The 25,806-nt window shown below is 72.8% G+C and carries 26 protein-coding genes; 13 read left to right on the top strand and 13 right to left on the bottom strand.

Features of this window, described 5'->3' with window-relative positions; translation table 11 throughout:
- Positions 1-48: 48 nt before the first annotated feature.
- Together ACFYL6_RS27140 and ACFYL6_RS27145 are read left to right on the top strand one after the other, a co-directional pair.
- Positions 49-588 (top strand): RNA polymerase sigma factor, encoded by a 540-nt coding sequence (locus tag ACFYL6_RS27140; protein WP_387175434.1) that lies wholly within the window; start codon positions 49-51, stop codon positions 586-588.
- Positions 585-1,130 carry a hypothetical protein gene (locus tag ACFYL6_RS27145; RefSeq protein ID WP_387175436.1) on the top strand — a complete coding sequence of 182 codons (546 nt, stop codon included), beginning with the start codon at positions 585-587 and terminating at the stop codon, positions 1,128-1,130. The genes ACFYL6_RS27140 and ACFYL6_RS27145 overlap by 4 nt, the downstream gene beginning before the upstream one ends.
- Here the strand turns inward: ACFYL6_RS27145 and ACFYL6_RS27150 are convergent.
- Both ACFYL6_RS27150 and ACFYL6_RS27155 read right to left on the bottom strand, forming a co-directional pair.
- The gene (locus ACFYL6_RS27150; protein WP_387175438.1) at positions 1,127-2,308 is read right to left on the bottom strand and encodes a low temperature requirement protein A; all 1,182 of its coding nucleotides are present in this window, start codon (positions 2,306-2,308) and stop codon (positions 1,127-1,129) included. The genes ACFYL6_RS27145 and ACFYL6_RS27150 overlap by 4 nt on opposite strands.
- A gap of 50 nt (positions 2,309-2,358) precedes the next feature.
- Positions 2,359-3,852, bottom strand: coding sequence for a serine/threonine-protein kinase (locus ACFYL6_RS27155; protein ID WP_387175439.1), 1,494 nt, complete (start codon positions 3,850-3,852; stop codon positions 2,359-2,361).
- Between the two features lie 133 nt (positions 3,853-3,985).
- Here ACFYL6_RS27155 and ACFYL6_RS27160 point away from each other — a divergent pair, with 133 nt between their 5' ends.
- The 7 genes from ACFYL6_RS27160 to ACFYL6_RS27190 all read left to right on the top strand — a co-directional run bounded on the left by ACFYL6_RS27160 (position 3,986) and on the right by ACFYL6_RS27190 (position 10,213).
- Positions 3,986-4,579, top strand: a complete 594-nt coding sequence (locus ACFYL6_RS27160; RefSeq protein ID WP_387175441.1) for a hypothetical protein — start codon at positions 3,986-3,988, stop codon at positions 4,577-4,579.
- Between the two features lie 142 nt (positions 4,580-4,721).
- Positions 4,722-5,063, top strand: a complete 342-nt coding sequence (locus ACFYL6_RS27165; protein ID WP_091401756.1) for a PadR family transcriptional regulator — start codon at positions 4,722-4,724, stop codon at positions 5,061-5,063.
- Entirely contained in the window at positions 5,060-6,007 is a 948-nt protein-coding gene (locus ACFYL6_RS27170; protein ID WP_387175443.1) for a permease prefix domain 1-containing protein, read from the top strand. Before ACFYL6_RS27165 ends, ACFYL6_RS27170 begins: the two co-directional genes overlap by 4 nt.
- Before the next feature lie 122 nt (positions 6,008-6,129).
- Positions 6,130-7,467, top strand: a complete 1,338-nt coding sequence (locus ACFYL6_RS27175; protein ID WP_387175639.1) for a sensor histidine kinase — start codon at positions 6,130-6,132, stop codon at positions 7,465-7,467.
- A complete protein-coding gene (locus ACFYL6_RS27180) occupies positions 7,464-8,180 on the top strand; it encodes a response regulator (protein WP_387175445.1) in 717 nt (238 codons plus the stop codon). The genes ACFYL6_RS27175 and ACFYL6_RS27180 overlap by 4 nt, the downstream gene beginning before the upstream one ends.
- Positions 8,181-8,261: 81 nt before the next feature.
- Entirely contained in the window at positions 8,262-9,155 is an 894-nt protein-coding gene (locus tag ACFYL6_RS27185) for an ABC transporter ATP-binding protein (protein WP_387175447.1), read from the top strand.
- On the top strand, positions 9,152-10,213 hold the full coding sequence (locus tag ACFYL6_RS27190; RefSeq protein WP_387175449.1) for an ABC transporter permease: 1,062 nt from the start codon (positions 9,152-9,154) through the stop codon (positions 10,211-10,213). The genes ACFYL6_RS27185 and ACFYL6_RS27190 overlap by 4 nt, the downstream gene beginning before the upstream one ends.
- Before the next feature lie 180 nt (positions 10,214-10,393).
- Here ACFYL6_RS27190 and ACFYL6_RS27195 read toward each other — a convergent pair whose 3' ends face one another.
- Positions 10,394-11,569, bottom strand: a complete 1,176-nt coding sequence (locus ACFYL6_RS27195; protein ID WP_387175451.1) for a peptidoglycan-binding protein — start codon at positions 11,567-11,569, stop codon at positions 10,394-10,396.
- A gap of 252 nt (positions 11,570-11,821) precedes the next feature.
- On the opposite strand from ACFYL6_RS27195, the gene ACFYL6_RS27200 reads away from it, so the two are divergent.
- Positions 11,822-12,922 carry a helix-turn-helix domain-containing protein gene (locus tag ACFYL6_RS27200; protein ID WP_387175453.1) on the top strand — a complete coding sequence of 367 codons (1,101 nt, stop codon included), beginning with the start codon at positions 11,822-11,824 and terminating at the stop codon, positions 12,920-12,922.
- 26 nt (positions 12,923-12,948) lie between these two features.
- On the opposite strand, the gene ACFYL6_RS27205 is transcribed toward ACFYL6_RS27200, so the two are convergent.
- The 8 genes from ACFYL6_RS27205 to pgsA form a co-directional block, all read right to left on the bottom strand.
- Positions 12,949-13,569, bottom strand: coding sequence for a DUF402 domain-containing protein (locus ACFYL6_RS27205; protein ID WP_387175455.1), 621 nt, complete (start codon positions 13,567-13,569; stop codon positions 12,949-12,951).
- Between the two features lie 148 nt (positions 13,570-13,717).
- A complete protein-coding gene (locus ACFYL6_RS27210; RefSeq protein WP_238656964.1) occupies positions 13,718-14,470 on the bottom strand; it encodes a YebC/PmpR family DNA-binding transcriptional regulator in 753 nt (250 codons plus the stop codon).
- A 274-nt stretch (positions 14,471-14,744) separates the two neighbouring features.
- The gene (gene pdxT, locus ACFYL6_RS27215) at positions 14,745-15,350 is read right to left on the bottom strand and encodes a pyridoxal 5'-phosphate synthase glutaminase subunit PdxT (protein ID WP_238656965.1); all 606 of its coding nucleotides are present in this window, start codon (positions 15,348-15,350) and stop codon (positions 14,745-14,747) included.
- 79 nt (positions 15,351-15,429) lie between these two features.
- A complete protein-coding gene (pdxS, locus tag ACFYL6_RS27220; RefSeq protein ID WP_357757114.1) occupies positions 15,430-16,347 on the bottom strand; it encodes a pyridoxal 5'-phosphate synthase lyase subunit PdxS in 918 nt (305 codons plus the stop codon).
- 161 nt (positions 16,348-16,508) lie between these two features.
- A complete protein-coding gene (locus ACFYL6_RS27225) occupies positions 16,509-17,012 on the bottom strand; it encodes a hypothetical protein (RefSeq protein ID WP_387175459.1) in 504 nt (167 codons plus the stop codon).
- Between the two features lie 81 nt (positions 17,013-17,093).
- Positions 17,094-18,254, bottom strand: coding sequence for a glycosyltransferase family 4 protein (locus ACFYL6_RS27230; RefSeq protein WP_387175461.1), 1,161 nt, complete (start codon positions 18,252-18,254; stop codon positions 17,094-17,096).
- 55 nt (positions 18,255-18,309) lie between these two features.
- Positions 18,310-19,242, bottom strand: a complete 933-nt coding sequence (locus tag ACFYL6_RS27235) for a phosphatidylinositol mannoside acyltransferase (protein ID WP_387175462.1) — start codon at positions 19,240-19,242, stop codon at positions 18,310-18,312.
- A gap of 46 nt (positions 19,243-19,288) precedes the next feature.
- Entirely contained in the window at positions 19,289-19,918 is a 630-nt protein-coding gene (pgsA, locus tag ACFYL6_RS27240) for a phosphatidylinositol phosphate synthase (protein WP_112602096.1), read from the bottom strand.
- 249 nt (positions 19,919-20,167) lie between these two features.
- On the opposite strand from pgsA, the gene ACFYL6_RS27245 reads away from it, so the two are divergent.
- A complete protein-coding gene (locus ACFYL6_RS27245) occupies positions 20,168-22,324 on the top strand; it encodes an elongation factor G-like protein EF-G2 (RefSeq protein WP_387175464.1) in 2,157 nt (718 codons plus the stop codon).
- A gap of 170 nt (positions 22,325-22,494) precedes the next feature.
- Here the strand turns inward: ACFYL6_RS27245 and ACFYL6_RS27250 are convergent, their stop codons facing one another.
- Positions 22,495-23,553 carry an aldo/keto reductase gene (locus ACFYL6_RS27250; RefSeq protein WP_387175466.1) on the bottom strand — a complete coding sequence of 353 codons (1,059 nt, stop codon included), beginning with the start codon at positions 23,551-23,553 and terminating at the stop codon, positions 22,495-22,497.
- Between the two features lie 99 nt (positions 23,554-23,652).
- On the opposite strand from ACFYL6_RS27250, the gene ACFYL6_RS27255 reads away from it, so the two are divergent.
- Entirely contained in the window at positions 23,653-24,135 is a 483-nt protein-coding gene (locus tag ACFYL6_RS27255; protein ID WP_387175468.1) for a hypothetical protein, read from the top strand.
- A 49-nt stretch (positions 24,136-24,184) separates the two neighbouring features.
- Here ACFYL6_RS27255 and ACFYL6_RS27260 read toward each other — a convergent pair whose 3' ends face one another.
- Positions 24,185-24,697, bottom strand: a complete 513-nt coding sequence (locus ACFYL6_RS27260; RefSeq protein ID WP_387175641.1) for an HIT family protein — start codon at positions 24,695-24,697, stop codon at positions 24,185-24,187.
- 177 nt (positions 24,698-24,874) lie between these two features.
- Between ACFYL6_RS27260 and ACFYL6_RS27265 the strand changes: the two genes are divergently transcribed.
- Positions 24,875-25,603 carry a D-Ala-D-Ala carboxypeptidase family metallohydrolase gene (locus ACFYL6_RS27265; protein WP_387175470.1) on the top strand — a complete coding sequence of 243 codons (729 nt, stop codon included), beginning with the start codon at positions 24,875-24,877 and terminating at the stop codon, positions 25,601-25,603.
- The last annotated feature ends 203 nt before the right edge of the window (positions 25,604-25,806 follow it).

Raw genomic sequence — 25,806 nt, forward strand, 5'->3', positions numbered from 1 at the left:
CCGGTCGTACGCTCAGGGATCGGCACCGGCGAGCATTGGACACCCGGCATGCCCGACGCGGAGGACTTCGACGCGCTGGCCCGCGTCGCCGCGCACGGCGACCCGGCCGCGCTGAACGCCCTGCTGGTCGCGGTGCGCCCGGAGGTGCTGCGGCTGTGCGCCCGGTTCCTGCCCAGTCGGGAGGACGCCGAAGAGGCCTGCCAGGACACGCTGCTGGCGCTGGCCGGCGGCATCGGCCGGTTCGAGGGGCGCTCCTCGTTCCGCACCTGGCTGCACCGGCTGACCGCCAACCGGGCCCGCTCCACGTACCGCACACTGCGCCGCCGCTGCCGGTTGGAGGCCGGCGGCGTACCGCTGCCCGACCAGGCCGACCCCCGACGAACCAGCGTGGTGGCGGGCACCCGCCTCGACCTGCTCGACGCCTTCGACTCGGTCCACCCCGACCTCGCCGAGGTGGTCGCCCTGCGCGATGTCCTCGGGCTCAGCTACCCCGAGATCGCCGCTCTGCTCGACGTACCGCTGGGCACTGTGAAGTCCCGGTTGCACCTGGCCCGGCGGCAGGTCCGGCAACGGCTCGGCGCCGAGTGAGCCGCCCGTCGTTCCGCCGGGTCGCCGTCGTCCTCGCCGTCACCGTGGCGGTCGCCGGCTGCGGCGGCGCCGACGCCGTCTCGCCCCTGCCCGTCCAACCGCCCGGCCCGACCCATCCGACGCCGACCCCCTCCGCGATCTCCACGATCCCCATCATCCCCACGGCCACCGGGTCGCCGTTCCGACCGCCGCCGACCAGCGGGCGCCCGGCCGCACCACCGCCCGCACCCACCAGGCCCAGGGGTACGCCCCCAACGACTCCCCCGCCCGACGCGACCCCGGCCTGTCAGGGCGCGGTCCGCTACGACCTGCCGCTCGCCGAGACCGAGATCGAGCTGCTGAAATCGCTCTGCTTCGCCACCGGTGCGGTGCTGCGCATCCAGGGCATCGGGCCGGGGCTCGTCACCGTGGACCGCCCGGAGTTGGTCTCCCAGCAGTACGAGGCGGGCGTGGTGGACATCCGCTTCGTCCGCGCCGGCACCGTCGCGGTGACGATCCCGAAGGACGGCCGGGAGCACACCATCACCGTGGTGGTCCGCTAGCCGGTGGATCGGTGCCGGGCCCGGAAGAACTCGGCGGTGGCGACCCCCAGCAGCACCAGACCGGCGGCGACGCTCACCGTCAGACCGGGCAGGTGCGGCGCGACCGTGGCGAGAGCGATCGCCACGACGACGCCGGCGACATGGGACAGCGGCAACCGCTCGTAGACCTCGTACTCGAGCACCGCGCGACCGCACAGCAGCAGCCCGGCACCGCCCAGGATGAGCGCGACCATCGGTGCGCCCGGCCGCTCGGCGGGCTGCTCGATGATCCGTTCGACACCGGCGGCCGTGCCGACCACCCCGGCGATCATGAGCCAGTGGGCGTACGGGTTGGTCTGCACCAGCCGGGCCGGGTGGGGCGACGACTCGATGGCGGCGCGGAGGGTCGCGCCGGCTCCCCGGGCGTAGCTCCACCAGAGCACCGCGGCCGTGAGGAACGCGGTACCGAAGGCGGCCACCCGATCCGCGGTGAAGGGTTGGTGGCCCAGGCTGAGGACGCTGACCAGGACCAGCTCACCCAGGGACAGAATGTAGATCTGCTGGTAGCGCTCGGCGAGGTGCTCGGGCACCACCTGGTAGCGCGGCAGAGGTGCCCGACCGGGAAGCGGAAAGCGTAGGCCGAACGCGGTGTAGTCGACCGTCAGCGCGGCCAGCCACACCGCGAGCCGCCAGCCGGGATCGGCCACCAGACCGCCGACCACCCAGAGGGTCCCCGAGCCGACGTCCCAGATCAGAGCGCGTACCGGACGCTCCTGCTCCGGCCGCCCCCGCAGGAACCAGGCGAGCACCAGCCCTCGCACCAGGAAGATCGCGACCCAGGTACCGCTGAAGATCAACCCGTGGTCACCGAACGCCGTGGGCAGCGCGGCGGCCATCAGCATCAGGCCGAACATGGTGCCCAGGATCAACAGTGGGAGCGGCTGCTTCCGGGGGCTGTAGCTGTCGGTGATCAACGTGGTGGTCACCCACACCGCGAACAACGTCGACAGCAGGAGCAGCGCCTGGGCGATGCCGATCCAACTCTGGTCGGCGGCCATCTTTCGCGAGGTCATCGCCAGACCGGCGACCAGGGCGAGGTCGAAGAACAGCTCCAGCAGGTCCGTACGCGGTGACCCGTTCGGCGTGCGGATCGGTGCTCGACGCGGGCCGCCGCTCACCGGCTCGCGCTTCTGGGCCACGGTGACAGCTTCACACCCGGGGGGTCGCCGACGGGCGCGTTCCGCCGCACCTACCGCAGGTGTACTCCGGCGAGCAGGGTGTCCACGAAGGCGGGTCCGCTGTCCGCTGGCGGGGCGATCTGCACGTACACCAGTGCGGGTCGGCCGGGGTGCAGGGCGGCCGACTCGATGATCTGCGGCCGACCCCGGTCGCAGCGGTACGCCACCACGGTCCACTCGACGCCCGCCTGCCCGGTGGCGCGGGCCGGCGCGGACGCGCAGTCGCTGTGCGTGCGCTCGGCCAGGAACCCGGCCGGCGTGGTGCGTGCCGCCGTGCTGGCGGAGAGACCCACGAACGCGCCCGGCAGTCGGGGGTCGGCGGCCCACCGGCGGGGTTGCGGTGACATCACCAGCGCCGGCTCGGGCTCACCGTCGGCACCGTACTGACCGGCCCAGGTGGCACCCGTGGCGGACCAACCGGGCGGCAACGCCACGGTCAGCGGCCCGGCCGTGTACGTGCCGCCGACCGGCCGAGCCGACCCGGCGCCACCCGACTCGGCGCCCACCGCACCCACCGCGGCGACGGCCACGACCGCGACCCCGGCCAGCCGCAACCGGTACGGGCGGCGGGCCCCCGGCGGGGGTGCGGGCCGGCGCCGCACGGGACCCGTCGGCGCAGCCAGCACCGCCGGGGCGCTCGCGCCCGTCAACGCGACCGGCCGCCCCGTCAGGCCGCTCCCACCGGTCCCCGCGACCGGGGCGCTCGCGCGGGTTAGCGCGGCGTGCAGGGTCGCGGCGTCGGGGTAGCGGTCGGCCGGGCGGTGGGCGGTGGACCGGGCGAGCACCGCCGCGACCGCCGCGGGCACGTCGTCCCGTAGTCGGATCTCCGGGACGTGCCGAGGCGGATCGGGCCCGGTCGGGTTCGCGCCCGACGGGTCGGCGGCCAGCAGTCGGATGCCGAGCCGGCCGAGCCCGTACACGTCGGCGCGGGTGTCGACCACCGCGCCCGGATCGTCCTGCTCCGGGGCCATGTAGCCCGGGGTGCCGGCCCGGGCGGTCAGCCCGGAGGCGGCGGCCAACGCCTTGGCGAGGCCGAGGTCGGCGATCAGCACCTGTTCCGGGCCGCCGGGGCCGGCGGAGCGGAACAGGATGTTGCCCGGGGTGAGATCGCGGTGCACGACGCCGTGCCGGTGCAGCACGGCGACCCCGGCGCAGACCTCGCCGAGCAGCCGCAGCGCCGCCGGCGCGGGGATCTCGCCAACGGCCAGCCGGTCCCGCAGGCTGCCCCCGTCCGCCCAGGCCAGGACCGCGTACGGGCGGCCGTCGGGCAGCTCACCGACGGCGTGTACCCGGATCAGCCGTTCGTGCTCCAACCGACGCAGCAACCGGGCCTCGTCGAGGAAGCGTTCCCGGACCCGCAGGTCGTGGCTCCAGTTCTCGGCCAGCACCTTGATCGCCACGTGCGCGTCGAGCGCCCGGTCGTGGCCCAGCCAGACCGTCGCGAACGAACCGACGCCGAGCAGTCGCTCGATGGCGTAGGGCCCGATCCGCAGTGGAGCCGTCACCGTGTCACCTCCGGCCAGCACGGTCGGTCGGCGTTTCTCTGCACAGTAGACCGGGTTGGTCGGGATCCCGACGAACCGTTGGCCCTGGCGCGGTGACTAAGAGGGCAGGAGACCCATCACCGAAGGAGCCATCATGAACCGTCCCGCGATCCTCCTCACCACCGCCGCGTTGGCGCTCGGCACGCTCGTCCCGGCGACCGTCGCCGGCCCGGCGGCGGCAGCACCCCGGGCCGGCGGCGCCGCGTCGGCGCGCGGCCCGCTCGCCACCGCTGTCGGGCACAGCCACCCGCAGGTGCTCAGCGTCGCCGGTGCCGGCGTGTACCGCATCGGCGCCAGCCTGGCGGCGCTCACCTCGAACGGGCACATCGACTGGACCGCGCCGGGCTGCGGCGGGGTGGTGCACGCCGGCGTGACCGGCTCCTGGGCGGGCGTGCTCCTGCTGGCCTTCCACGACGGGCGACTGGTGGAGGTCGGTACGGCCACCGCGCCGCCACGGTCCCCCGCCGGTGCCTCGGTCGGCATGTCCTTCGACGAGTTGGAGGCGATCTACGGCCGGCGGGGGTCGCTGATCCGCAACGACGCGGGGGACGCCGAGGCGTACCTGGTCCGGGTCGGGTCGCGGGTGGAGCTGTTCACCGGGCACCCGATCCGGCCTGGCGTGGGCTACTTCCAGGTCGGCCCGGCCAGCTTCGTCGAGCGCAACTTCCGGCAGGGCGGGTCCTGCTGACTTTTCCCAGGTGCGGGGCGTCCGGTGTCGGCCGGGCGTCCCGCATGTCGTATCGGACCGAACGAGAGGGTGGGCGGAGGTTGGAGGGACACGATGATGTCGGCGTAGACAACACTGTGTGCCACACAGTATGGTGTGACACATGGTTAGCGAGGACGTTCTACGGACGCACCTACAGGAGTTGCGTCGAGGCACCGTCGTGGTGGCCAGCCTGGTCGCGCTGCGCCGACCGGACTACGGCTACGCACTGCTGCAACGGCTCAGCGACCACGGCTTCCCGGTCGACGCCAACACCCTCTACCCGCTGCTGCGCCGCCTGGAGGACCAGGGGCTGCTGACCAGCGAGTGGAACACCGAAGAGAGCCGACCGCGCAAGTTCTACCGGACCAGCGACGAGGGCGAGTCGATGCTGAACCGGCTCCTCGACGACCTCGCCGCCGTGCAGACCTCCATCACCGGCCTGATCCAAGGAGTCGACCGATGAACACGCTGACCGACCGCTACCTCGCCGCCACCCTGCGCTCGGTGCCCACCCAGCGCCGCGACGAAATCGCCACCGAGCTGCGGGCCTCCATCGAGGACATGATCGACGATCGCACCGGCGGTGGCGCGGACCCGACCGTCGCCGAGCGGGAGGTGCTCACCGAGCTGGGCAACCCGGACGAGCTGGCCGCCCGGTACGCCGACCGCCGGTTGCAGCTCATCGGCCCGACCTACTACCTGGTCTGGCTGCGGCTGCTGAAGCTGCTGCTCAGCTTCATCCCGGCGCTCGTCGGCACGATCTTCGCCATCGTCAAGGTCGCCGAGGGCAGCGGTTTCGGAGCCATCGGGCCGGGCATCGTCATCGCCCTGCAGGTGGCCGTGCAGATCACCTTCTGGCTCACCCTGACCTTCGCCATCATCGAGCGCTCCCAGACGACTGTGGACCTGCCGGGCTGGACTGTCGACCAACTGCCCGACGCCCCGGCGCACCGGGGCATCCCGCTCGCCGACACCGTCGCATCGGTGATCATGCTGGTGCTGACCATCGCGTACCTGCCGTTCCAGCACTACCAGTCCTGGGTGCGCGGCACCGACGGCGAGAACATCCCGCTCCTCGACCCGGCGCTCTGGTCGTTCTGGCTGCCGGCGCTGATCGTCGTCCTGGCCGCCAGCGCGGTTCTCGAGATCGTCAAGTACCGGATCGCGCGCTGGACCTGGACGCTCTTCGGCATCAGGGCGCTGCTCAGCCTGGCGTTCGCGGTGCCGCTGATGTGGCTGGCGCTCTCCGACCGACTGCTCAACCCGGCCCTGGCCGAGCGGCTCAGCTGGCTGGCGGACGCCGACAACCGCAACGTCCTCGGGGCGACCATCGCGGTGGGAGCGGCAGCCGTCGCGGTTTGGGACCTGATCGACACCGCCCTGAAGACCCGGCGGCAGACGGCGTGAGCGACATCCCGCACGGCGGTCCGGCGCGTACCCCGCGCCGGGCCGTCGCCCGTCGTGGCGACCACGGCGACATCGGCCCGCCCGGTCGGCGGGCCTGGTGGGCGGCGTGGCATCGTTCCCGGATGACCGTGGCACCGCAACCGGAATGGCGTCGTCCGGGTCCGACGGCGGAGCAGCGCCGAAACGACCTCTGGATCGGCCTGGGGATGACCGGGCTGGCGTTGGTCAGTCTGACCCTGGCCCGCAGCACCGGCGCGTTCCTGCTGGGCCCACCGCCGTCCGGGCCGGAGCAGCTGTTCTGGACCGTCGCGGTGACCCTCCCGCTGATCTGGCGACGACGCTGGCCGACCGCGACCCTGCTCGTCGTCGCGGTGGTGTTCATCGCCGCGCAGGCGCGCTCGGCCCCGGAGAGCCAGTTCTCCTCCTGGGCCCTGTTCTGTGCCCTCTACACCGTCGGGGCCTGGGGGCAGGACCGCCAGCTGTCCCGCCGGCTGCGGATCGGCGTGATCGCCACGATGTTCGCCTGGCTCGGGCTCTACTACGCGGTGATGATCGACCACATCCCGGAGAACACCTTCGCCGACGCGGTCGGGCCGGTGCCACCGGTGCTCGCCGCGATGGTCAACGGTGTGCTGCTCAACGTGCTGGTCTTCGGTTTCGCGTACTTCTTCGGCGAGACCGCGTGGGTGGCCGCGCGCCGCGAGCACGAGCTGCGCGCCCAGGCCGAGGACCTGCGCCGGTCGCAGGCCGAGGCCCGGGAACGGGCGGTGCTCGGCGAACGGGTCCGGATCGCCCGCGAGCTGCACGACGTGGTCGCCCACCACGTGTCGGTGATGGGCGTGCAGGCGTCCGCCTGCCGCCGGGTGTTCGACCGCGACCCGGGCAAGGCCCGCACGGCACTGACCGCCATCGAGCAGAGCGCCCGTACCGCCGTCGACGAGCTACGTCGGATGCTCGGCGTGCTGCGGACCTCCGCCGGCACCGACGCCGGGCCGCCGGCGGCCGGCGGCGTCGAACGGATCGACGAGCTTGTCGAGCGGGCTCGGGCCGCCGGGCTGACGGCCACCCTCGGGGTGTACGGCGATCCGGTCGCGGTGCCCGAATCGGTCTCCCAGGCGGCCTACCGGGTGACCCAGGAGGCGGTGACCAACACGCTGAAACACGCCGAGGCGGCCCTGCTCGACGTGCGGGTCCGGTACCTGGCCCGGGAGGTGGAGGTCGACGTGACCGACGACGGGCGGGGCGGTGGCCGGGCCGACGCCGTCGGGTTGGGCCTGATCGGGATGCGCGAACGGGTCACCGCCCACGACGGCGACCTGGAGGCCGGGCCGCGGGCCGGCGGCGGCTGGCGGGTACGTGCCCGCTTCCCCCTCGCGGCGTCGACGGATCGCCCGGTCGGCCCGCAGCGGGAGCCGAGCGACGGGCACCGGGCGGCAGCCGGCGCGGAGCCGTCGGCATGAGCACGACAACCCCGCACGCGCCCGACACCGGCGCGCCGGTCCGGGTGCTGCTCGCCGACGACCAGCACCTCGTCCGTACCGGCTTCCGGGTCATCCTTGAGGTGGAGGACGACATCGAGGTGGTCGGTGAGGCCGCCGACGGCGAACGGGCCGTCAGCATGACCCGGGCCACCCGCCCCGACGTCGTACTCATGGATGTGGAGATGCCCGGGATGGACGGCCTGGAGGCCACCCGGCAGATCGTCGCCGACGGCCCCGGGGCGCCCGCGGTGCTGATCCTCACGACCTTTGACCGCGACGACTACCTGTTCGCCGCGCTACGGGCCGGCGCCAGCGGCTTCCTGCTCAAGAACGGCACGCCGGAGGAGCTGATCGAGGCGATCCGGGTGCTGGCCAGGGGCGACGGCCTGCTGGCCCCGGAGATCACCCGCCGGGTGATCTCCACCTTCGCCCGACCCGGCGACCCGACGGGCACCGCCCACCGCGGCCCGGACGCCGACGCCGCGCTGGCCGAGCTGACCCCGCGCGAACGGGAGGTGCTGATGCTGCTCGCCGCCGGGTCGAGCAACGCGGAGATCGCCGCGACCATCCACCTGGGCGAGGCGACCGTGAAGACGCACGTGAGCCGGGTACTGGCCAAACTCGGCCTGCGCGACCGGGTGCAGGCCGTGGTGTTCGCGTACGAGAACGGGGTGGTCCGGCCCGGCGGGTGACAGGCGTCCGCCGCGAGGTGGACCCGTCCGCTCACCCGTCGGGCGGACGGCACGGCGGCGTACTCGATCTAGCGTGGGGGCGTGACCAGAACGCTTCGCCTCGACGGCGTCGACCGCAGCTTCGGCGACCGTCAGGTGCTCAGGAACGTGTCCTTCGAGGTGTCCGCCGGTCGGATGACCGGTTTCGTGGGCGCCAACGGCGCCGGCAAGACCACCACCATGCGGATCATCCTGGGTGTCCTCGCCCCCGACGCCGGCGAGGTGAGCTGGGGCGGCACCACGCTGACCCGGCAGGACCGTCGGCGCTTCGGCTACATGCCGGAGGAGCGGGGCCTCTACCCCAAGATGACCACCCGCGAGCAGGTGACCTACCTGGGCCGGCTGCACGGGTTGGACGCCGCCGCGGCCCGGCGTTCCACCGACGCACTGCTGGACCGGGTCGGGCTCGGTGAGCGCGGCGACGACCTGCTGGAGACGCTGTCGCTGGGCAACCAGCAGCGCGCCCAGATCGCCGCCGCGCTGGTGCACGACCCCGAGGTGCTGGTGCTCGACGAACCGTTCTCCGGCCTCGACCCGCTGGCCGTGGAGACCGTCGTGGCGGTGCTACGGGAACGGGCCGCAGCCGGCGCGCCGGTGCTCTTCTCCAGTCACCAGCTCGACGTCGTGGAGCGCCTCTGCGACGACCTGGTGATCATCGGGGACGGGGTGATCCGGGCCGCCGGCAGCCGGCAGCAGCTCCGCGACTCGTACACCGTGCCCCGCTTCGAGCTGGTCGTGGAGCAGGACGCCGGCTGGGTACGCGACCACCCCGGGGTGACAGTGGTCGAGCTGGACGGCGCGCGCGTGGTCTTCGACCTGCCGGCCGGCACCGACGAACAGCCCGTGCTGCGGGCGGCCCTCGCCCGCGGCCCGGTCCGCGCCTTCCGCCCGGTCAGCCCCTCGCTCACCGAGATCTTCCGAGAGGTCACCCAGTGAACGTCACCCAGGCCACCCGGCTGGTCGCCGAACGCGAGATCCGGGTCAAGCTCCGCGACCGTACCTTCCTGTTCGGCACGCTGTTCTTCCTGCTGATCGCCGCGGCGGGCACCATCCTGCCGCCGCTCTTCTCCGGCGGGCCGTCCACCGTGGCGGCGACCGAGAGCGTGGCCGCGCCGCTGCGCGCCGCCGGGCTGGAGGTCCGGGTCGTCGCCGACGACCGGGCCGCCGAGCAGGCCGTCCGCGACGACGACGTGGACGCGGCGGTGGTCACCGGACCAGCCGTCCTGGCCATGGACGAGGCTCCCGACGACGTGGTGAAGGCCCTGAGCACCCAGCCGGCGGTCCGCCTGCTCGACCCGGACGCGGTCGACCCGGTGGTGGCGTTCCTGGTGCCGTTCGTCTTCGCGTTCGTCTTCTTCATCACCTCACAGACGTTCGGTGTGCAGATCGCGCAGAGCGTCATCGAGGAGAAGCAGACCCGGATCGTGGAGATCCTGGTGGCCGCCGTGCCGGTCCGGGCCCTGCTGGCCGGGAAGGTGGTGGCCGGGGCCATCCTGGCGTTCGCGCAGATAGCCCTGATCGCGGTGGTGGCGGTGATCGGGCTGCAGATCGGCGACAGCGGAGGTCTGCTCACCCTGCTCGCCCCGGCGATCGGCTGGTTCGTGCCGTTCTTCCTGATCGGTTTCGTGCTGCTCGCCGCCATGTGGGCGGCGGCCGGCGCGCTGGCCAACCGGCAGGAGGACATCGCCGCCGTGTCGACGCCGGTGCAGCTCGCCGTCATGCTGCCGTTCTTCGCGGTGATCTTCCTGAACGACAACGCCACCGCGATGCGGGTGCTGTCCTATGTGCCGTTCTCGTCGCCCACGGCCATGCCGCTGCGGCTGTTCACCGGTGACGCGGCCGGGTGGGAGCCGATCGTCTCGCTGGTCATCCTGCTGCTCGCCGCCGGCGCGTTCCTCCTCGCCGGTGCCCGGGTGTACGAGGGCTCGCTGCTGCGCACCAACGGCCGGACCTCCCTGCGTACCGCCTGGCGGGAGCGGGAGACCATCGGCTGAGCGCGCGGGCGCCGGTGTCCGGGACGGATGCCGGCGCCCGCCGTCGTACGGCACCGTTCCGCGCGCTGTTCGGAGGCTGCGAACAGCGCGGGCCCTCCTACGGTGAGTCCAGCGCACGGCGACGGCCTTGTTGTCGCCGGTTCCGGACGAGGGGCTTTCGATGACCGCACCGCACCGGGGTCACAGCGACGGCGACGGCGCGCACTGCCAGTGGCCGAAACCGCTGGTGAGCGACCAGATGTTGCGTGCCGTCCGGATGTTCCAGTACGGGTCCAGCGCCGTCCGGGGGTCGACGCCGAACCGGGACAACTCGCTGTCGGTGAACTGGAACAGCCCCCAGCGCCGCGACCCGTCGGCGACGACCACCACCCGGTACGGGTCCAACTCGGACAGACAACGGGCCATCTCCACCGCCCCACTCGGATCCTCCGGGAAGGTGCGCCGCAGGTACTTGCCGATCCGGTCCTCCGGCCAGGGCGCGGGCACCGTCGGCTGGCTTGCCAACTCGTCGAGCACCTCCCCGTCGGCGGTGCCGCTGACCGGCAGGCTGCCCAGGGCCTGGAAGGCGATCAGCCCGCTGGTGGTACCCGGGCCGAACCAGCCGTCCACCGGCACGTCCAGTCCGCGGGCCACCAACCGTTCCTGGAGGTCCAGCACGCACGGGCCGTACATGCCCTCGCGCAGGACCAGCGGGCAACCGTCGGTCGACGAGCTGCTCGCCGTGGCGGTGAGCTTCGGCAGCAGCGTGCCGGTCGCGCCGATCGTCAGCACCGCGAGCACCGCGAGCACCGCCAGCCGGAGGCGGCGACGGGCCGACCGGGGCGCCTCGGGTCGCGACCGCTCCGGCAGGACCGGCCTGACCGACGCTGTCAGCTCGTCGGACCGGACGGGGCCGGCGGACGCAGGCGCGTCGGCCGACGTGGTCGGGTCGGCGGGCGACGTCGGCTCGGCGGGCGGGATGGGCTCCGCCGACGGGGCAGGGCCAGCGGGCGGGACCGGCTCCGCCGCCGGGGGCTGGCTGGCGGCGGGCGTCACGGTGGTCTGCGACGCCGAGGTCTCCCACCGGTCCCGCTCGCTGAGGCGGGCCTCGATGTCCCGCCGCATCCCCACCCACCGTTCGATGTCGGGCACCTCGCAGGCCGCCAACATCGCCACCACGGTGCGCTCCCGGGGCAGGGTGATCCGCCCCAGCATCGTGGCGAGCGTGCTCGCCGGCAGCCAGTGTCCGGCCGCCGAGGCGCGCCGGGAGATCTCCCGGTAGGTCAGGCCCGAGCACCTCCGCACGTCCCGCAGCAACGCGACGTACTCCCCCGCCGTGGCCGCCTGCGGCACCGGATCCCGGGTAGCGTCATCCATCGATTCTCCCCGTTTCGTCGATCTGGTCGGGCTCGGACCGGTTCCGGTCCGAGCCCGACGGCCGCACCCGCCCAACGGCGCGGCCATCGAGCGTCGACGCTAGATAAGCCGGCGGGCGAGGACAATGCCCTGGTCGCCGGGGTGCGCTGTCCGGGCAGCTCAGGGCGCCATGTCCGGATCCTGTCCGACCACCTCGGACAGTCGCTGGGACCCGACTTGCCCCCGCGTCCGCGGTGTCTGGAGAATCGGGCGATGACCACGGGGGAGCTACGCCCGGACGACGCGTCCGACCCGGCCGGGTTCGTCGAGATGCTGCGCCAGCTCAAGGACCGCTCGGGGCTCACCTACCGGCAACTGGAGCAGCGTGCCGCGTCGGCGGGTGACGTGCTGGCCCGCAGCACCGCGGCCGACATCCTGCGCCGGTCCACACTGCCGCGACCCGAGGTGGTGGCCGCGTTCGTTCGGGCGTGCGGCGCGGAGGACCAGGTCGAGACGTGGCTACGGGCGCGACACCGGATCGCGGTGAACGCGTACGCGCCGATGTCGCCCGTGTCGGACCAGCCGGCCGACGGCAGTGCAGCGGACCAGCCGGCTGACGGCAGCGCAGCGGACGGTTCGCCGGCCGACGCGGCGCCGCCGGCGGTGGTGGACCGTGCCGCACCGGCACGAGCGCGGTGGTTCGCCCGGCGCGCACCGCTGGCGTTTCTCGTCGTCGGGGTGCTGCTGGCCGTCGTCGGCGTGGTGGCCTGGGTTCAGCGACCCGACGACACACGGCAGACGGGTCAGCGCGGCGGCCCGACCCCGGCGGTTTCCGGCGTCCCCTCGGCGGAGAGCGCCAGCCCGGACGGTGACGCCAGCCCCGAGGCGGACGCCAGCCCGACGATCGGGCCGGACGCGCGGCTGAGCCGGATCCACCCCGCCCGCAACCCGCAACTGTGCCTCACCGAGGGGCGCGAGCGCACCGGGCAGTACCCGCACGAGGTGGCGGTCCAGCGTCCCTGCGTGGACGCCACCCCACCGGACACCTACCTGGAACCGGCGGCCGGCGGGCTGTACTTCATCAAGTGGAGCCACCCGGTGCACGGGCCGGGCTGCCTCACCATCCGCAGCGAGGATCCCGGTCGGAACCTGCTCGAACCCTTCACCAAGTGCAGCGACAGCAACTCGTCGCAGCTGTTCCGCTTCGAGCCGACCGTACCCGCGCCGACCTCGTACCGGATCAGACCGAGCGGCACCGACCTGTGCGTGGGGCTCCGCGACGATGACACCGAGGTGTCGGCCGAGGCGCTGGTCGAGCCGTGCACCAACGGCGCGGACCAGCTGTTCCTGGTCGACCCCCGACCGGCAGGCTGACCGGCCGGCCGGACCGGCGTTGCGGCTCAGCGCGCGGGTGGCACCCGGTCCCAGCCGGCGGGCAGCGGAGGCGCCGTCCAGGCGGGGTCGGGCTGCCAGGTGGCCCACGCCGGGTCCCACCAGCGCTCACCGCCGTCGAGCAGTGCGGCGATCCGGTCGCCCTCGGCCTGGATGGCGTCCCCCATGCCCGGGTAGCGCCCCTCGACGAGGCGCTGGGCGAACATCTCGACGTCCTTCCAGACGTACCGTTCGGCGTCCGCGGCCCACCACAGGTCCAGCTCGTGGTCCAGGGTGTCCACCCCGATCGGCGTACGTCGTACCGGGTCCTGGAGGTTGAAGTACCAGCCGGCGAAGTCGCGGCCCGGCCCGGTCCAGAACACGTCGATCGAGTGCGCCTCACCGGGGCGTTGCAGCATCAGCTTGCCGTGCCCGGACCAGGAGCGGTGCCCGGCGGTCTCCCACGGGTGCCGTCCGCACGGGAAGACGCCGGTCTCCGGGAAGCCGAACTCGGCTCCCGGTGGGAGGTAGAGGGCGAGCAGGTCGGGCGAGTCCTCGACGCAGATCGTCGGGCAGCCGAACCAGACCTCGCCGCGCAGCACCTCACGCCGCACGACGGTGTCCCCAAGCCCGAACCGCTCCACCACCACTGCGACACCTCCCGCGTCCGCCGCGCCCAACCCAACCCCGCCGCGATCTTGCACGTTCTGTTGACGATATGCCAAGAGTGACCCGGTCTGTCGGGTCAGAAAGTGCAAGATCGCGGCGGGGTGAGGCGGGGGCGGGGACGTTGCGGGGTCAGGCGTCGACCGCCGCCATCACGTCGTCGCTGATGTCGAAGTTGGCGTAGACGTTCTGGACGTCGTCGCAGTCTTCCAGGACGTCGATCAGCTTGAAGATCTTGCGGGCGCCCTCTTCGTCCAGCGGCACGTTGACGCTGGGGATCAGCGAGGACTCGGCCGACTCGTACTCGATGCCGGCGTCCTGCAACGCCGTCCGCACCGGGATCAGGTCGGTCGGCTCGGAAACCACCTCGTACGCCTCGCCGATGTCGTTGACCTCCTCGGCGCCGGCGTCCAGGACGGCAAGCATCACGTCGTCCTCGCTGGTGCCCTCCTTGGGGACGATCACCACGCCCTTGCGGGAGAACATGTACGACACCGAGCCGGCGTCGGCGAGCGAGCCGCCGTTGCGGGTCAGCGCGGTGCGCACCTCGGTCGCCGCGCGGTTGCGGTTGTCGGTGAGGCACTCGATGAGCATGGCCACGCCGCTCGGGCCGTACCCCTCATACATGATCGTCTGCCAGTCGGCGCCGCCGGCCTCCAGGCCGGAGCCGCGCTTGACGGCGCGATCGATGTTGTCGTTCGGCACCGAGCTCTTCTTCGCCTTCTGAATGGCGTCGAAGAGCGTCGGGTTACCGGTCGGGTCACCGCCGCCGATCCGCGCGGCCACCTCGACGTTCTTGATCAGCTTGGCGAACATCTTGCCGCGCTTGGCGTCGATGACGGCCTTCTTGTGCTTGGTCGTCGCCCACTTTGAGTGGCCGGACATCTTCTACCTCCGTTGCTACCCGCCGTCTGCATCGACCGCACCGCTCACGCCCCGCTCCCGCCGGCGCACGCGGAGGTGCCGGTCAGCTCTGGTGGAAGCCGTGGCGGGCAGATGGCCCTGCCGAATCTCCGCAATCCTACCGACGTCCCCCCGGTCGCTGTCATGCACCGCGCACGGCACGGCCACCCGGCCCCCACAGACCAGGGCAGACGGGGCAAAAACGCCCGGTCACGACCGCGGCGAACATCATGGACAGCCGGGGGTCACCCGCCGTTCAGGACGCGGCGCGGACCAGGTCCACGAAGTACGCGTGCACCCGCAGGTCACCGGTCAGCTCCGGGTGGAACGAGGTGGCCAGCAGGTTGCCCTGTCGGACCGCCACGATCCGGTCGGCGGCCGGACCGCCGGTCACCACCCCGATGACCTGGACACCGGCACCGACCCGCTCGACCCAGGGCGCGCGGATGAACACCGCGTGGAACGGCTCGCCCGGCACCCCGGCGACCGTCACCGGCGCCTCGAACGAGTCGACCTGCCGGCCGAACGCGTTGCGCCGGACGGTCATGTCGATGCCGGAGAAACCCCGCTGATCGGGTCGGCCGTCGAGCACCTCGGTCGCCAACATGATCATGCCGGCGCAGGAGCCGTAGACCGGCATGCCGTCGGCGATCCGCTTGTCGATCGGCTCGCGCATCTCGAAGATGTCGGCGAGCTTGCTCATGGTGGTGGACTCCCCGCCGGGGATGACCAGGCCGTCGACCGCGTCCAGCTCCGCCGGACGGCGGACCGGGCGGGCGTCCGCGCCCGCCGCGGCAAGCGCCGCCACGTGCTCGCGGACGTCGCCCTGGAGCGCGAGCACACCGATCACGGGTGCCGTCACGTTCGCACCGTTCCTCTCCATGTCACGCCGCCCCGGGTGGGGCGCGTCGACCGTCCTCAGCCCTGACGGGCGCCGACCGTCACCAACCGCGCTCGGCCAGGCGGTGCGGCTGCGGGATCTCGTCGACGTTGATGCCGACCATCGCCTCGCCGAGACCCCGGGACACCTTGGCCAGCACGTCCGGGTCGTCGTGGAAGGTGGTCGCCTTGACGATCGCGGCGGCCCGCTGAGCCGGGTTGCCCGCCTTGAAGATGCCGGAACCGACGAACACACCCTCCGCGCCGAGCTGCATCATCATCGCCGCGTCGGCCGGAGTGGCGATCCCGCCCGCGGTGAACAGCACCACCGGCAGCTTGCCGCTCTCGGCGACCTCCTTGACCAGCTCGTACGGGGCCTGCAACTCCTTGGCCGCGACGTACAGCTCGTCGGCCGGCAGCGAGGACAGCCGGCGGATCTCCTGGCGGATCTTCCGCATGTGGGTGGTGGCGTTGGAGACGTCACCGGTGCCCGCCTCGCCCTTCGAGCGGATCATCGCCGCGCCCTCGGTGATCCGGCGCAGAGCCTCGCCGAGGTTCGTCGCGCCACAGACGAAGGGCACGGTGAACGCCCACTTGTCGATGTGGTTCGCGTAGTCGGCCGGGGTCAGCACCTCGGACTCGTCGACGTAGTCCACGCCGAGCGACTGGAGGATCCGCGCCTCCACGAAGTGACCGATGCGGGCCTTGGCCATCACCGGGATGGAGACCGCCTCGATGATCCCGTCGATCATGTCGGGGTCGCTCATCCGGGACACCCCGCCCTGCGCGCGGATGTCGGCGGGCACCCGCTCCAGGGCCATCACCGCGACGGCGCCGGCGTCCTCGGCGATCTTGGCCTGCTCGGCGTTGACGACATCCATGATCACGCCGCCCTTGAGCATCTCGGCCATGCCACGCTTCACGCGGGCGGTGCCGACGACGGGGGCGGTACCGGTGTTCGACGCGGTGTTCTCGGGCACGGGTCATCGCTCCTTGGACGTGCTCTGGGGGTGGCAGCGAAAATGCTACGCGCGGTGCAACGCCGTACCGACAGCCAATCAGACCCCCGGTGGCCTGCGGTGTGGCCCTGGTCACCGGCCCGCCACGTGCCCGCCGGGGAGCGGCCGGCGACGGTTGGAGGTCAGGCCGCGGGGACGTCCGCCGGCACGACGAGGGTCGGGTCGTCGATGTCGAAGTAGCGTGGCCACTCCCGACCCCGCCCCATCCGCAACAGGCGCACCAGCGGCCGGCTGCGCGCCGAGCGGGCGTCCCGGACCAGGTCGGTGTGCACCTGCCGGGACAACGCGAGCCGGCGACTGGCCGCGATGACCGCTGCGCAGTCCGGGTCGCCCGGGTCCAACTGGACGCCGCGCAACTGCCGGGTCAGGTCGTTCTCCGCGGCCTCGCGCTCGTCCGGGCTGGCGTCCAGGGCGATCCGGGCCGCCGCGTACAGCTCGACGCCGAAATGCCGCTCAGCCAGGACCGCGGCGGCCGCCGCGCGGCGCAGCAGGTGGGCGTCGAGGGCCCGGGCCGCCAGCTCCGCGCGGCCCTGCAGCCGTTCGACCCGGCCGGCGGTCCAGATGAGGTACGCCGCGACCAGCCCCACGACCACGCTCGCGGCCACCACCCACCACATGTGCGGCATCGTAGTGCTGCTCCGTTTCGTCCGATTGGGCGCGGCCGGACCGGTCCCACCGGTCCGCGCCGCACCATCCGTCACACCGGCTCAGCCCAGCCCCACCCATTCCTGGTCGATGACCCGCCCGTCGGTTGCCTCGATCGCCGCTGCGTATACCTCCAGAACGCGGCGGGCAACCACCGGCCAGTCGAAATTCGCGACCACCTGATCACCGCAGGCACTCAGCGTGGCCCGCCCGGCCGGGTCGTCCAGCAGCTCGCTCAGCACCGCACGCAGCCCCACCGGGTCACCCGTGGGGAAGAGCCGGCCGGCCCGTCCACCGTCGAGCACCCGCCGGAACGCGTCCAGGTCACTTGCAACGACAGTCGTACCCGCGGCGAGGGCCTCGGTGAGGATCATGCCGAACGACTCGCCGCCGGTGTTCGGGGCGACGTAGAGGTGCACACTGCGCAGCATGCGTGCCTTGTCCGCTTCGCTGACCAGGCCGAGGAACGTAATCCGGTCGTGCAGTTCGGCGGGGAACTGGTCGAACAGGTCGTCGGGGTCACCCGGGCCGGCGACGAGCAGCCGCAGACCGGGCCGGGTGGCGGCCAACGCCACGAACGCGTCGCGCAGCACCGGGAAGCCCTTGCGGGCCTCGGTGAACCGGCCCAGGAAGCCGAGCGTGCCGCCGGTGCCCGTCGCGCACTCCCCCGGCCAGCCCGGCAAGGGCTCGGCGTCGGCGAACTTGGCCACCGCCACCCCGTTGGGGATCTCCACGGCGCCGCCGTCCATGTGCTCGACCTGCACCTTGCGGGCCAACGCGCTCACCGCGATGCGGGCCGTGATCCGCTCCAACACGATCTGGAGCACACCCTGGGCGGCGGCGAGGACCCGCGAACGGGTCATCGCGGTGTGGAACGTGGCCACCACCGGGCCACGGGCGGAGAGTACGGCCAGCAGCGACAGACTCAGCGTCAGCGGCTCGTGCACGTGCAGCACGTCGAAGTCGCCGTTGGTGATCCACCGCCGCACCCGGGCGGTCGACACCGGGCCGAACGCGATCCGTGCCACCGAACCGTTGTACGGCAGCGGAACGGCACGCCCGGCGGACACCACGTACTCCGGCAGCGGCGAATCCTCGTCGGCCGGCGCGAGCACGCTGACCTCGTGGCCGAGCGCGATCAGCGCCTCGGCGAGGTCCATGACGTGGTTCTGCACCCCACCGGGCACGTCGAAGGAGTACGGGCACACGATGCCGATCCGCATGCGTCAGCGCCCCCCGTCCGCGGCTGCGGGACACCACCTCAACGTGCCCACCTCCTCAGGCCGGGCCGGAGGTCGACGAGGGCAGCGCCGCGCCCTCCCCCGACCTCGCCTGGTCCAGCCACATCCGCTGCAACATGTGCCAGTCTTCCGGATGCCGGGCGATACCCGCCGCCAGACGGTCGGCGATCAGCTGGGTCAGCGACCGGACCCGCTGGTCCAGCGGGCCCACCTCGGGCCCGGGCACCGGCAACGGGCCAGCCAGCGACGCACAGGCGGCATCCGGTTCGTACCACAGCGAGGCCACGTAGAGCGGCGCACCGGTGTGCAGCGCGAGCAACGCCGGCCCGGCCGGCATTCGGGTCTTCCCACCGAAGAAGTCCACCTCCACCCCTCGGGCGGAGAGGTCCCGGTCGGCCAGCAACGGCACCACCGCACCGGCCCGGAGCCGGTCCAGCAGCACGTCGAACGCCGGCCGCGGCCCCCCGTGGGTCGGCAGGATCTCCATCCCCAGACTCGCCCGGAAGGCCATGAAACGCTTGTACACGCCCTCCGGCTTGAGCCGCTCCATGACCGTGGTGATCGGCCAACCGGTGGCCGCCACCCAGGCGCCCGCGGCGTCCCAGTTACCGGCATGCGGCAGGGCCACCACCGCGCCGCGACCGGCGGCCACGTCGGCGGCGAGCAACTCGGCGCCGTCGAGCCGGAAATTGGACAGGATCTGTGACCGGCTCAGGGCGGGCAGCCGGAACGCCTCCATCCAGTACCGGGCGTACGAGCGCAACCCGCGCTTGACGAGATCGTCCAACTCGGCCTCGGGTAGCTCCGGGCCGACCACCCGGCGCAGGTTGGCGCGCAGTCGAGCCGTACCCCCGCCGCCGGCGCGGTGGGCGCGGTCCGCGCCCGCCTGGAACGCCGTCGCCACCAACGGCCGGGGTAGCGCGCGGACCACCCGCCACCCGGCGATGTAGCCCAGCTCGGTGAGGTTCACGCGACTCGGCCGCAGGTCGTCCGACGCCGGGTCCCCGGCACGCCGCTCACGCCTGCCCGTCCGGCTGGAGCTGCTGGGCCTGGCGGTAGACGTGCGTCATCCGCTGCCCCACCGTGAAGATCGACACGGCGGCGAGCAGCCAGAGCGCGATCTCCAGCGCCGGGTCGACACCGACACCGGTGAGGATCCCGCCGACCCCGACGATCAGCAGCCGCTCGGTGCGCTCGGCGATGCCCACGTTGCAGGTCATGCCGAGCCCCTCGGCGCGGGCCTTGACGTAGGAGACGAGGCTGCCGGCGGCCAGGCAGACCAGCGCGGCGGCCACCCCGGAGTGGTCGCCCTGGGTGGCCAGCCAGTACGCGACCGCGCCGAAGACGGCGCTGTCGGCGACCCGGTCCATGCTTGAGTCGAGGAACGCCCCGAACTTGGTGGAGCCGCCGCTCATCCGGGCCATCGTCCCGTCGAGCAGGTCGGTGAGCGCGAACAGGGTGACGATCAACGCGCCCGCGACCAGATGGCCGCGAGCACCGAAGCCGAGCGCGCCGACGAGCACACCAACGGTGCCCGCGACGGTGACGGCATTGGGGGTGACGCCCGCGCGCAGCAGGGCGCGGGCAATCGGCTCGACGACGCGGGTCATCCCCGCGCGGGCCGACACTTGGAAGATCTTCGCCATGGCGGTCCCCACGATAACGGTCCGCCCAGCTCCGGCGATACGGACGGTACCGCCGACCCGCCCGGGGGAGGCTTGTGCCTATCCGGCAACGGGTGTGAGATCGAGCCGGAAGGTGAGCCAGCTCACCCGTCCGCCCGTCCCGTTCCCGCTGTGCAGCAGACCACCGGAGGATATCGCCGCGCACTCGCCCCGGGCCGCTTCCCGTCGCGCGGCGGTCGCCACCACCACCGGCTGAGGGAGGTGCGCCCCATGGCGCAAAAGAGTCACGAGAAGGGTTCCACCGGCGGCACGCCGGTGGTGACCGAGCCCGAGCAGGTTCGTAACGTGGTGCTCGTCGGGCACTCCGGGGCGGGCAAGACCACCCTGGTCGAGGCGCTGCTCGCGGCGACCGGCACGATCGGCCGCGCCGGCTCCGTGGTCGACGGCACCACTGTCGGCGACCACGACCCCGCCGCCGTACGCCAGCAGCGCTCGGTCAGCCTGTCCTGCGCGCCGCTGCTGCACAACGGCATCAAGGTCAACCTGCTGGACACCCCCGGGTACGCCGACTTCGTCGGCGAGCTGCGCGCCGGGCTGCGGGCCGCCGACGCCGCGCTCTTCGTGGTCTCCGCCGCGGGCGGCATGGACGCGGCCACCGTCGCGCTGTGGGAGGAGTGCGCCGCCGTCGACATGCCCCGCGCCGTCGCGGTGGCCCGACTGGACCAGCCCCGCGCCGACGTCGACGAGACGGTGGCGCTCTGCCAGCGCCTCTTCGGCGACAACGTGATGCCGCTCTACCTGCCGATGCTCGGCGACGACGGGGTGTCCACCGAGGGTCTGCTCGGCCTGATCACCCGCCGGGTCTTCGACTACAGCGCCGGGCTGCCCGCCGACGTCCGCGACCCCGACCCGGAGCACCAGCGGGCCATCGACGAGTCCCGCGACGAGCTGATCGAGGGGATCATCGCCGAGAGCGAGGACGAGACCCTCATGGACCGCTACCTCGACGGCGAGGAGATCAGCACCGAGGTGCTCATCGACGACCTGGAGAAGGCCGTCGCCCGGGGCCACTTCTACCCGGTGGTGCCGGTCTGCGCCGAGACCGGTGTCGGGCTGGACGTGCTGTTGGAGGTGCTGACCGCCGCGTTCCCGTCGCCGCTGGAGCACGAGTTGCCGGCGGTGACCGGCGTGGACGGCTCACCGCGTCCGCCGCTGACCTGCGACCCGGCCGGGCCGCTCGTCGCCGAGGTCGTCAAGACCACCGTCGACCGCCACGTCGGCCGGGTCTCGCTGGTCCGGGTCTTCTCCGGCACGCTGCGCCCCGACCAGACCATGCACGTCTCCGGTCACGGCATGGCCGAACGCGGGCACCCCGACCACGACGCCGACGAGCGGGTCGGGCACATCTACACCCCGCTGGGCGCCACCCTGCGGGAGGTGCCGCTCTGCGTGGCCGGCGACATCTGCGCGATCACCAAGTCGGGCAGCGCCGAGACCGGCGACACCATCTCGACCCGGGACGACCCGCTGCTGATCGCCCCCTGGGAGATGCCGGAACCGCTGCTGCCGGTGGCGATCGTCGCCCGGAGCCGCGCCGACGAGGACGCCCTGGCCCGCAACCTCGCCCGCCTTGTCGCCGGCGACCCCACGCTGCGGCTGGAGCGCAACCCGGAGACCCACCAGCTGGTGCTCTGGTGCATGGGCGAGGCCCACGCGGACGTGGTGCTCGACCGGCTGCGCGCCGGCGGCGTCGAACTGGACACCGAGCCGGTCAAGGTGTCGCTGCGCGAGACCCTGACCGTGCCCGCGACGGGGCACGGTCGTCACGTCAAGCAGTCCGGCGGCCACGGCCAGTACGCGGTGTGCGACATCGAGGTCGAGCCGCTACCTCGCGGCGGTGGCTTCGAGTTCGTCGACCGGGTGGTCGGCGGCGCGGTGCCGCACAACTACGTCCCGTCCGTGGAGAAGGGCGTCCGCGCCCAACTGGAGCGCGGGCTGGTCGCCGGCCACCCGGTGGTGGACCTGCGGGTGACCCTGGTCGACGGCAAGTCGCACAGCGTCGACTCCTCCGACGCGGCGTTCCAGACCGCCGGCGCGCTGGCACTGCGCGACGCCGCCGAGCGTGGCCAGCCGGCTCTGCTGGAGCCGATCGACGAGGTCACCATCCGGGTCCCCGACGGCTCGGTGGGCACGGTGATGGGCGACCTGTCCGGCCGGCGTGGCCGGGTGCTCGGCACCGAACCGGACCCGGACACCGAGGGCCGCACCCTCGTCCGCGCCGAGGTGCCGGCCACCGAACTACTTCGGTACGCCGTGGAGCTGCGCTCCATGACGGCCGGCACCGGCACCTTCCGCCGCCACTTCGTCCGCCACGACCCCATGCCCGCCCACCTCGCCGACCAAGCCCGCAAGGAACAAACCCCGTAACCCCCCGCCCCGCCCCGCCCCTCAACCCCGCCCCGCCCCGCCCCCTCAACCCCGCCCGCGATCTTGCACTTGCTGTCGTCCTTATGTCGCTGTCGCGGCATAAGTCCCCGCAGGAAGTGCAAGATCGGCGCGGGCTGGGGTGGCGGGGTCGCGCGGGGGGTGGGGTTTGGTTACGGGTGGACTGTGGGGTGGGTGGGGCTGGGCCGGTGGGGGCGGTCGGCGTCGCGGAGGGCAGCCGTCCGGACGGCGGCGAGCTGACGCTCCACCTCGACGAACTGGTCCGCCGGCAGCGGCCCCCGGTGCAGCGCGGCGGCGTTCTCCTCGACCTGGGCGACCGTACGGCAGCCCGGGATCGGGATGGTGCGACCGCTGCGGGCCCAGATCCAGCCCAACGCGCCCTGGGCGAGGGTGCGTCCGTCGGCGGTGAGCGCGGCACGGACCGCGCCGACCCGGCGCAGCCACTCCGGTGCCGGCCGGCCACCCCGGAACCACTCCAACCAGCCCGGGGCAAGCCCGCGTACGTCGTCGCGGGGCAGTGTCGACCCGGCCGAGTACTTGCCGGTGAGCAGCCCCATCCCGAGTGGACCCCGGTTGACGCTGGCCAGGTCGTACTTGTCGCAGACGGCGAGCAGCTCGGGGGCGTCGCGGAGCACCGACAGGGTGTGTTGCACGGCAGTGGCACCGGCGGCGGCGTGGCCGAACGCGGTGGCCCGGTCGGGGCGGTCGGTGCTCCACCCGTACGCGCGGATCAGGCCCTCGGCCACCAGGTCCTCGCAGGTCCCGATCAGCGCCTGCACCCTCGGCACCGACAGGTCGGCCAGGTGCAGCTGGTAGAGGTCGATCCGGTCGGTGTCGAGCCGGCGCAGCGAGGCGGTCACGGCACTGCGCAGGTACGCGGGCGACGCGTCCTCGCCGGTGGCCTGCCGAGCGGCCTCGTCGAAGGTGTAACCCCACTTCGTGGCGATCACGGCGTCGTCGCGGCGACCGGCGAGCGCGCGACCGAGCACCCGCTCACCGTGCCCGGCCCCGTACGTGTCGGCGGTGTCGAAGAGGGTGATGCCCAGATCGAGCGCCCGCCGTACCGCCCGCACCGACTCGTCGTCGTCGACCGCGCCCCAGCCCAGCGGCTGGGTGCCCTCCGCCCAGGGCCCGCTGATCGCCCAGCACCCCATGCCGAGGGCGCTGACCTCGATGCCACTGCGCCCCAACGTCCGTGTCGTGACTGCCATCGGCCGATCGTGCCACCTCCGACGGGCCGGGGCGTAGGAGATCCGCCGGGTGGCCACGCGGGTGCACGGAGACGGTGACGGTGCGGCATGATCAACGCTATGCGACGGCTCGGTGTGGACATCGGCGGAGTGATCATCGAGCCGGCCGACGACGACGCGGACACGTCGTTCTTCGGCACGCACTACCTGCGTACCCCGGCCGTCGTCGGGGCGTTCGCCGCGCTCACGGCGCTCGGACCGGCGTTCGACGAGGTGCACCTGGTGTCCAAGTGCGGTGAGGCCACCGAGCGGCGTACCCGGGAGTGGTTGGCCCACCACGACTTTCCGGCCCGCACCGGCATCCCCGTCGAGCGGGTGCACTTCTGCCGCGCCCGAGCAGACAAGGCGCCGGTCGCTCAACGCCTCGGCCTGACCCACTTCGTGGACGACAGGCTGGAGGTGCTCGGCTACCTCGACTCGGTGCCGTACCGCTTCCTGTTCCGGCCCCGCCGGGCCGAGGTCGCCGCACACGCGGCGCTGCTGCCCCGCGTACACCGGGTGGAGAGCTGGTCGGAGCTGACCCCGCTGCTGCGCGCCGACTAGCCGGACCGGCGCGGACGCCGCGCGGCCGGGGCGGCGCGGCCTGCGGTGGTCAGGACGGCCAGGCGCGGGCGAGCAGGTCGCGGGTGTCGCCGAGCAGCTGCGGCAGGATCTTGGTACGGCCGATAACCGGCATGAAGTTCGAGTCGCCGCCCCAGCGCGGCACCACGTGCTGGTGCAGGTGCGCGGCGATGCCGGTGCCGGCCACCCCGCCCTGGTTCATGCCCAGATTGAAGCCGTGGGCGTTGCTGACCTTGCGGATCACCCGCATGGCGGTCTGGGTGTACGACGCCAGCTCGGTGGTCTCCGGCACGTCCAGGTCGGTGTAGTCGGCGACGTGCCGGTAGGGGCAGACCAGCAGGTGCCCCGGGTTGTACGGGTAGAGGTTGAGCACCACGAACACGTGCTCGCCCCGGGCCACCACCAGGCTCTCCTCCGGGGGCAGCTTCGGCCCCCGACAGAAGGGGCAGCCGGTCGGCTTCTCGTAGCCCTCGGCCGGGCGGTCCTCGCCGGAGATGTAGGTCATCCGGTGCGGCGTCCAGAGCCGCTCCAGGCCGTCGGCCATGCCGTCGATGTCCGTGTGCCGTTCCGCCCCTGTCACGAGCCGATCCTACGGAGCCCCGTGGGCACGCCGCGACACCCGCCCGTCAGGAAACCCGGCATTGCAAGTTCTTGACGGATCAATGCCAAGGCCTGAAACTTCCATGCATCCACGTACTTCCATTAATTGATGGAGGGCTACATGTTCCGACGGCTCGGCAGGTTCCTCGCGGCAGTTGCGCTGACCGCCGCCACCACAGTGGCCGGCGTCACCCTCACTGCCGGCGCGGCCCAGGCGGACGGCTGCTACACCTGGGGACGCACCCTGTCCCAGGGGGCGTCCGGTGAGGACGTCCGGCAACTCCAGATCCGGGTCGCCGGCTACCCCGGCTACGGCGCGGTGCTCACCCTCGACGGCGCGTACGGCCCGGCCACCCGATCGGCGGTGATCCGCTTCCAGCAGGCGTACGGGCTGCCCGCCGACGGCATCGCCGGCCCACAGACGTTCAACCGGCTCTACGCCCTCCAGGACGACGACTGCACCCCGGCCAACTTCAGCTACGCCGAGCTGAACAAGTGCAACAGCGACTGGTCCGGCGGCGCGGTCTCGGCGAGCACCGCCCGGTTCAACGCGCTCGTCTCGATGTGGAAGCTCCAGGCCATGCGGCACGCCCTCGGCGACGTGGCCATCGCGATCAGCAGCAGCTTCCGCAGCTACGCCTGCAACAGCGCGGTCGGCGGAGCGTCGAACAGCCGACACCTGTACGGCGACGGCGTGGACCTGGTCGGTTCCCCGTCGTTCTGCCGGCTGGCACAGCAGGCCCGCAACCACGGCTTCGGACAGATCCTCGGCCCCGGCTACCCGGACCACAACGACCACACCCACGTGGCGGCCGTCGGAGGCTGGTCAGCGCCCAACTGCGGCATCTGACACCGGCCACCGCCTCCCCCGGCCCGCCCACCTCCGGCCCCCCGGCCTCTGGGCGAAGGCCTCCGGGCGAAGCCTCCGGGCAAAGGCCTCCGGGCAAAGGCCTCCGGGCGAAGATCGCGCTCGAACATGGAAGTAGTGGCCTCCCAGACCGGGGAGGCCACTACTTCCTGGATCGAGCGCGATCATGCGGCGGGCGAGCGGCT

The organism is Micromonospora sp. NPDC007208 (assembly GCF_042869175.1).
Taxonomy (GTDB): Bacteria; Actinomycetota; Actinomycetes; order Mycobacteriales; family Micromonosporaceae; genus Micromonospora; species Micromonospora foliorum.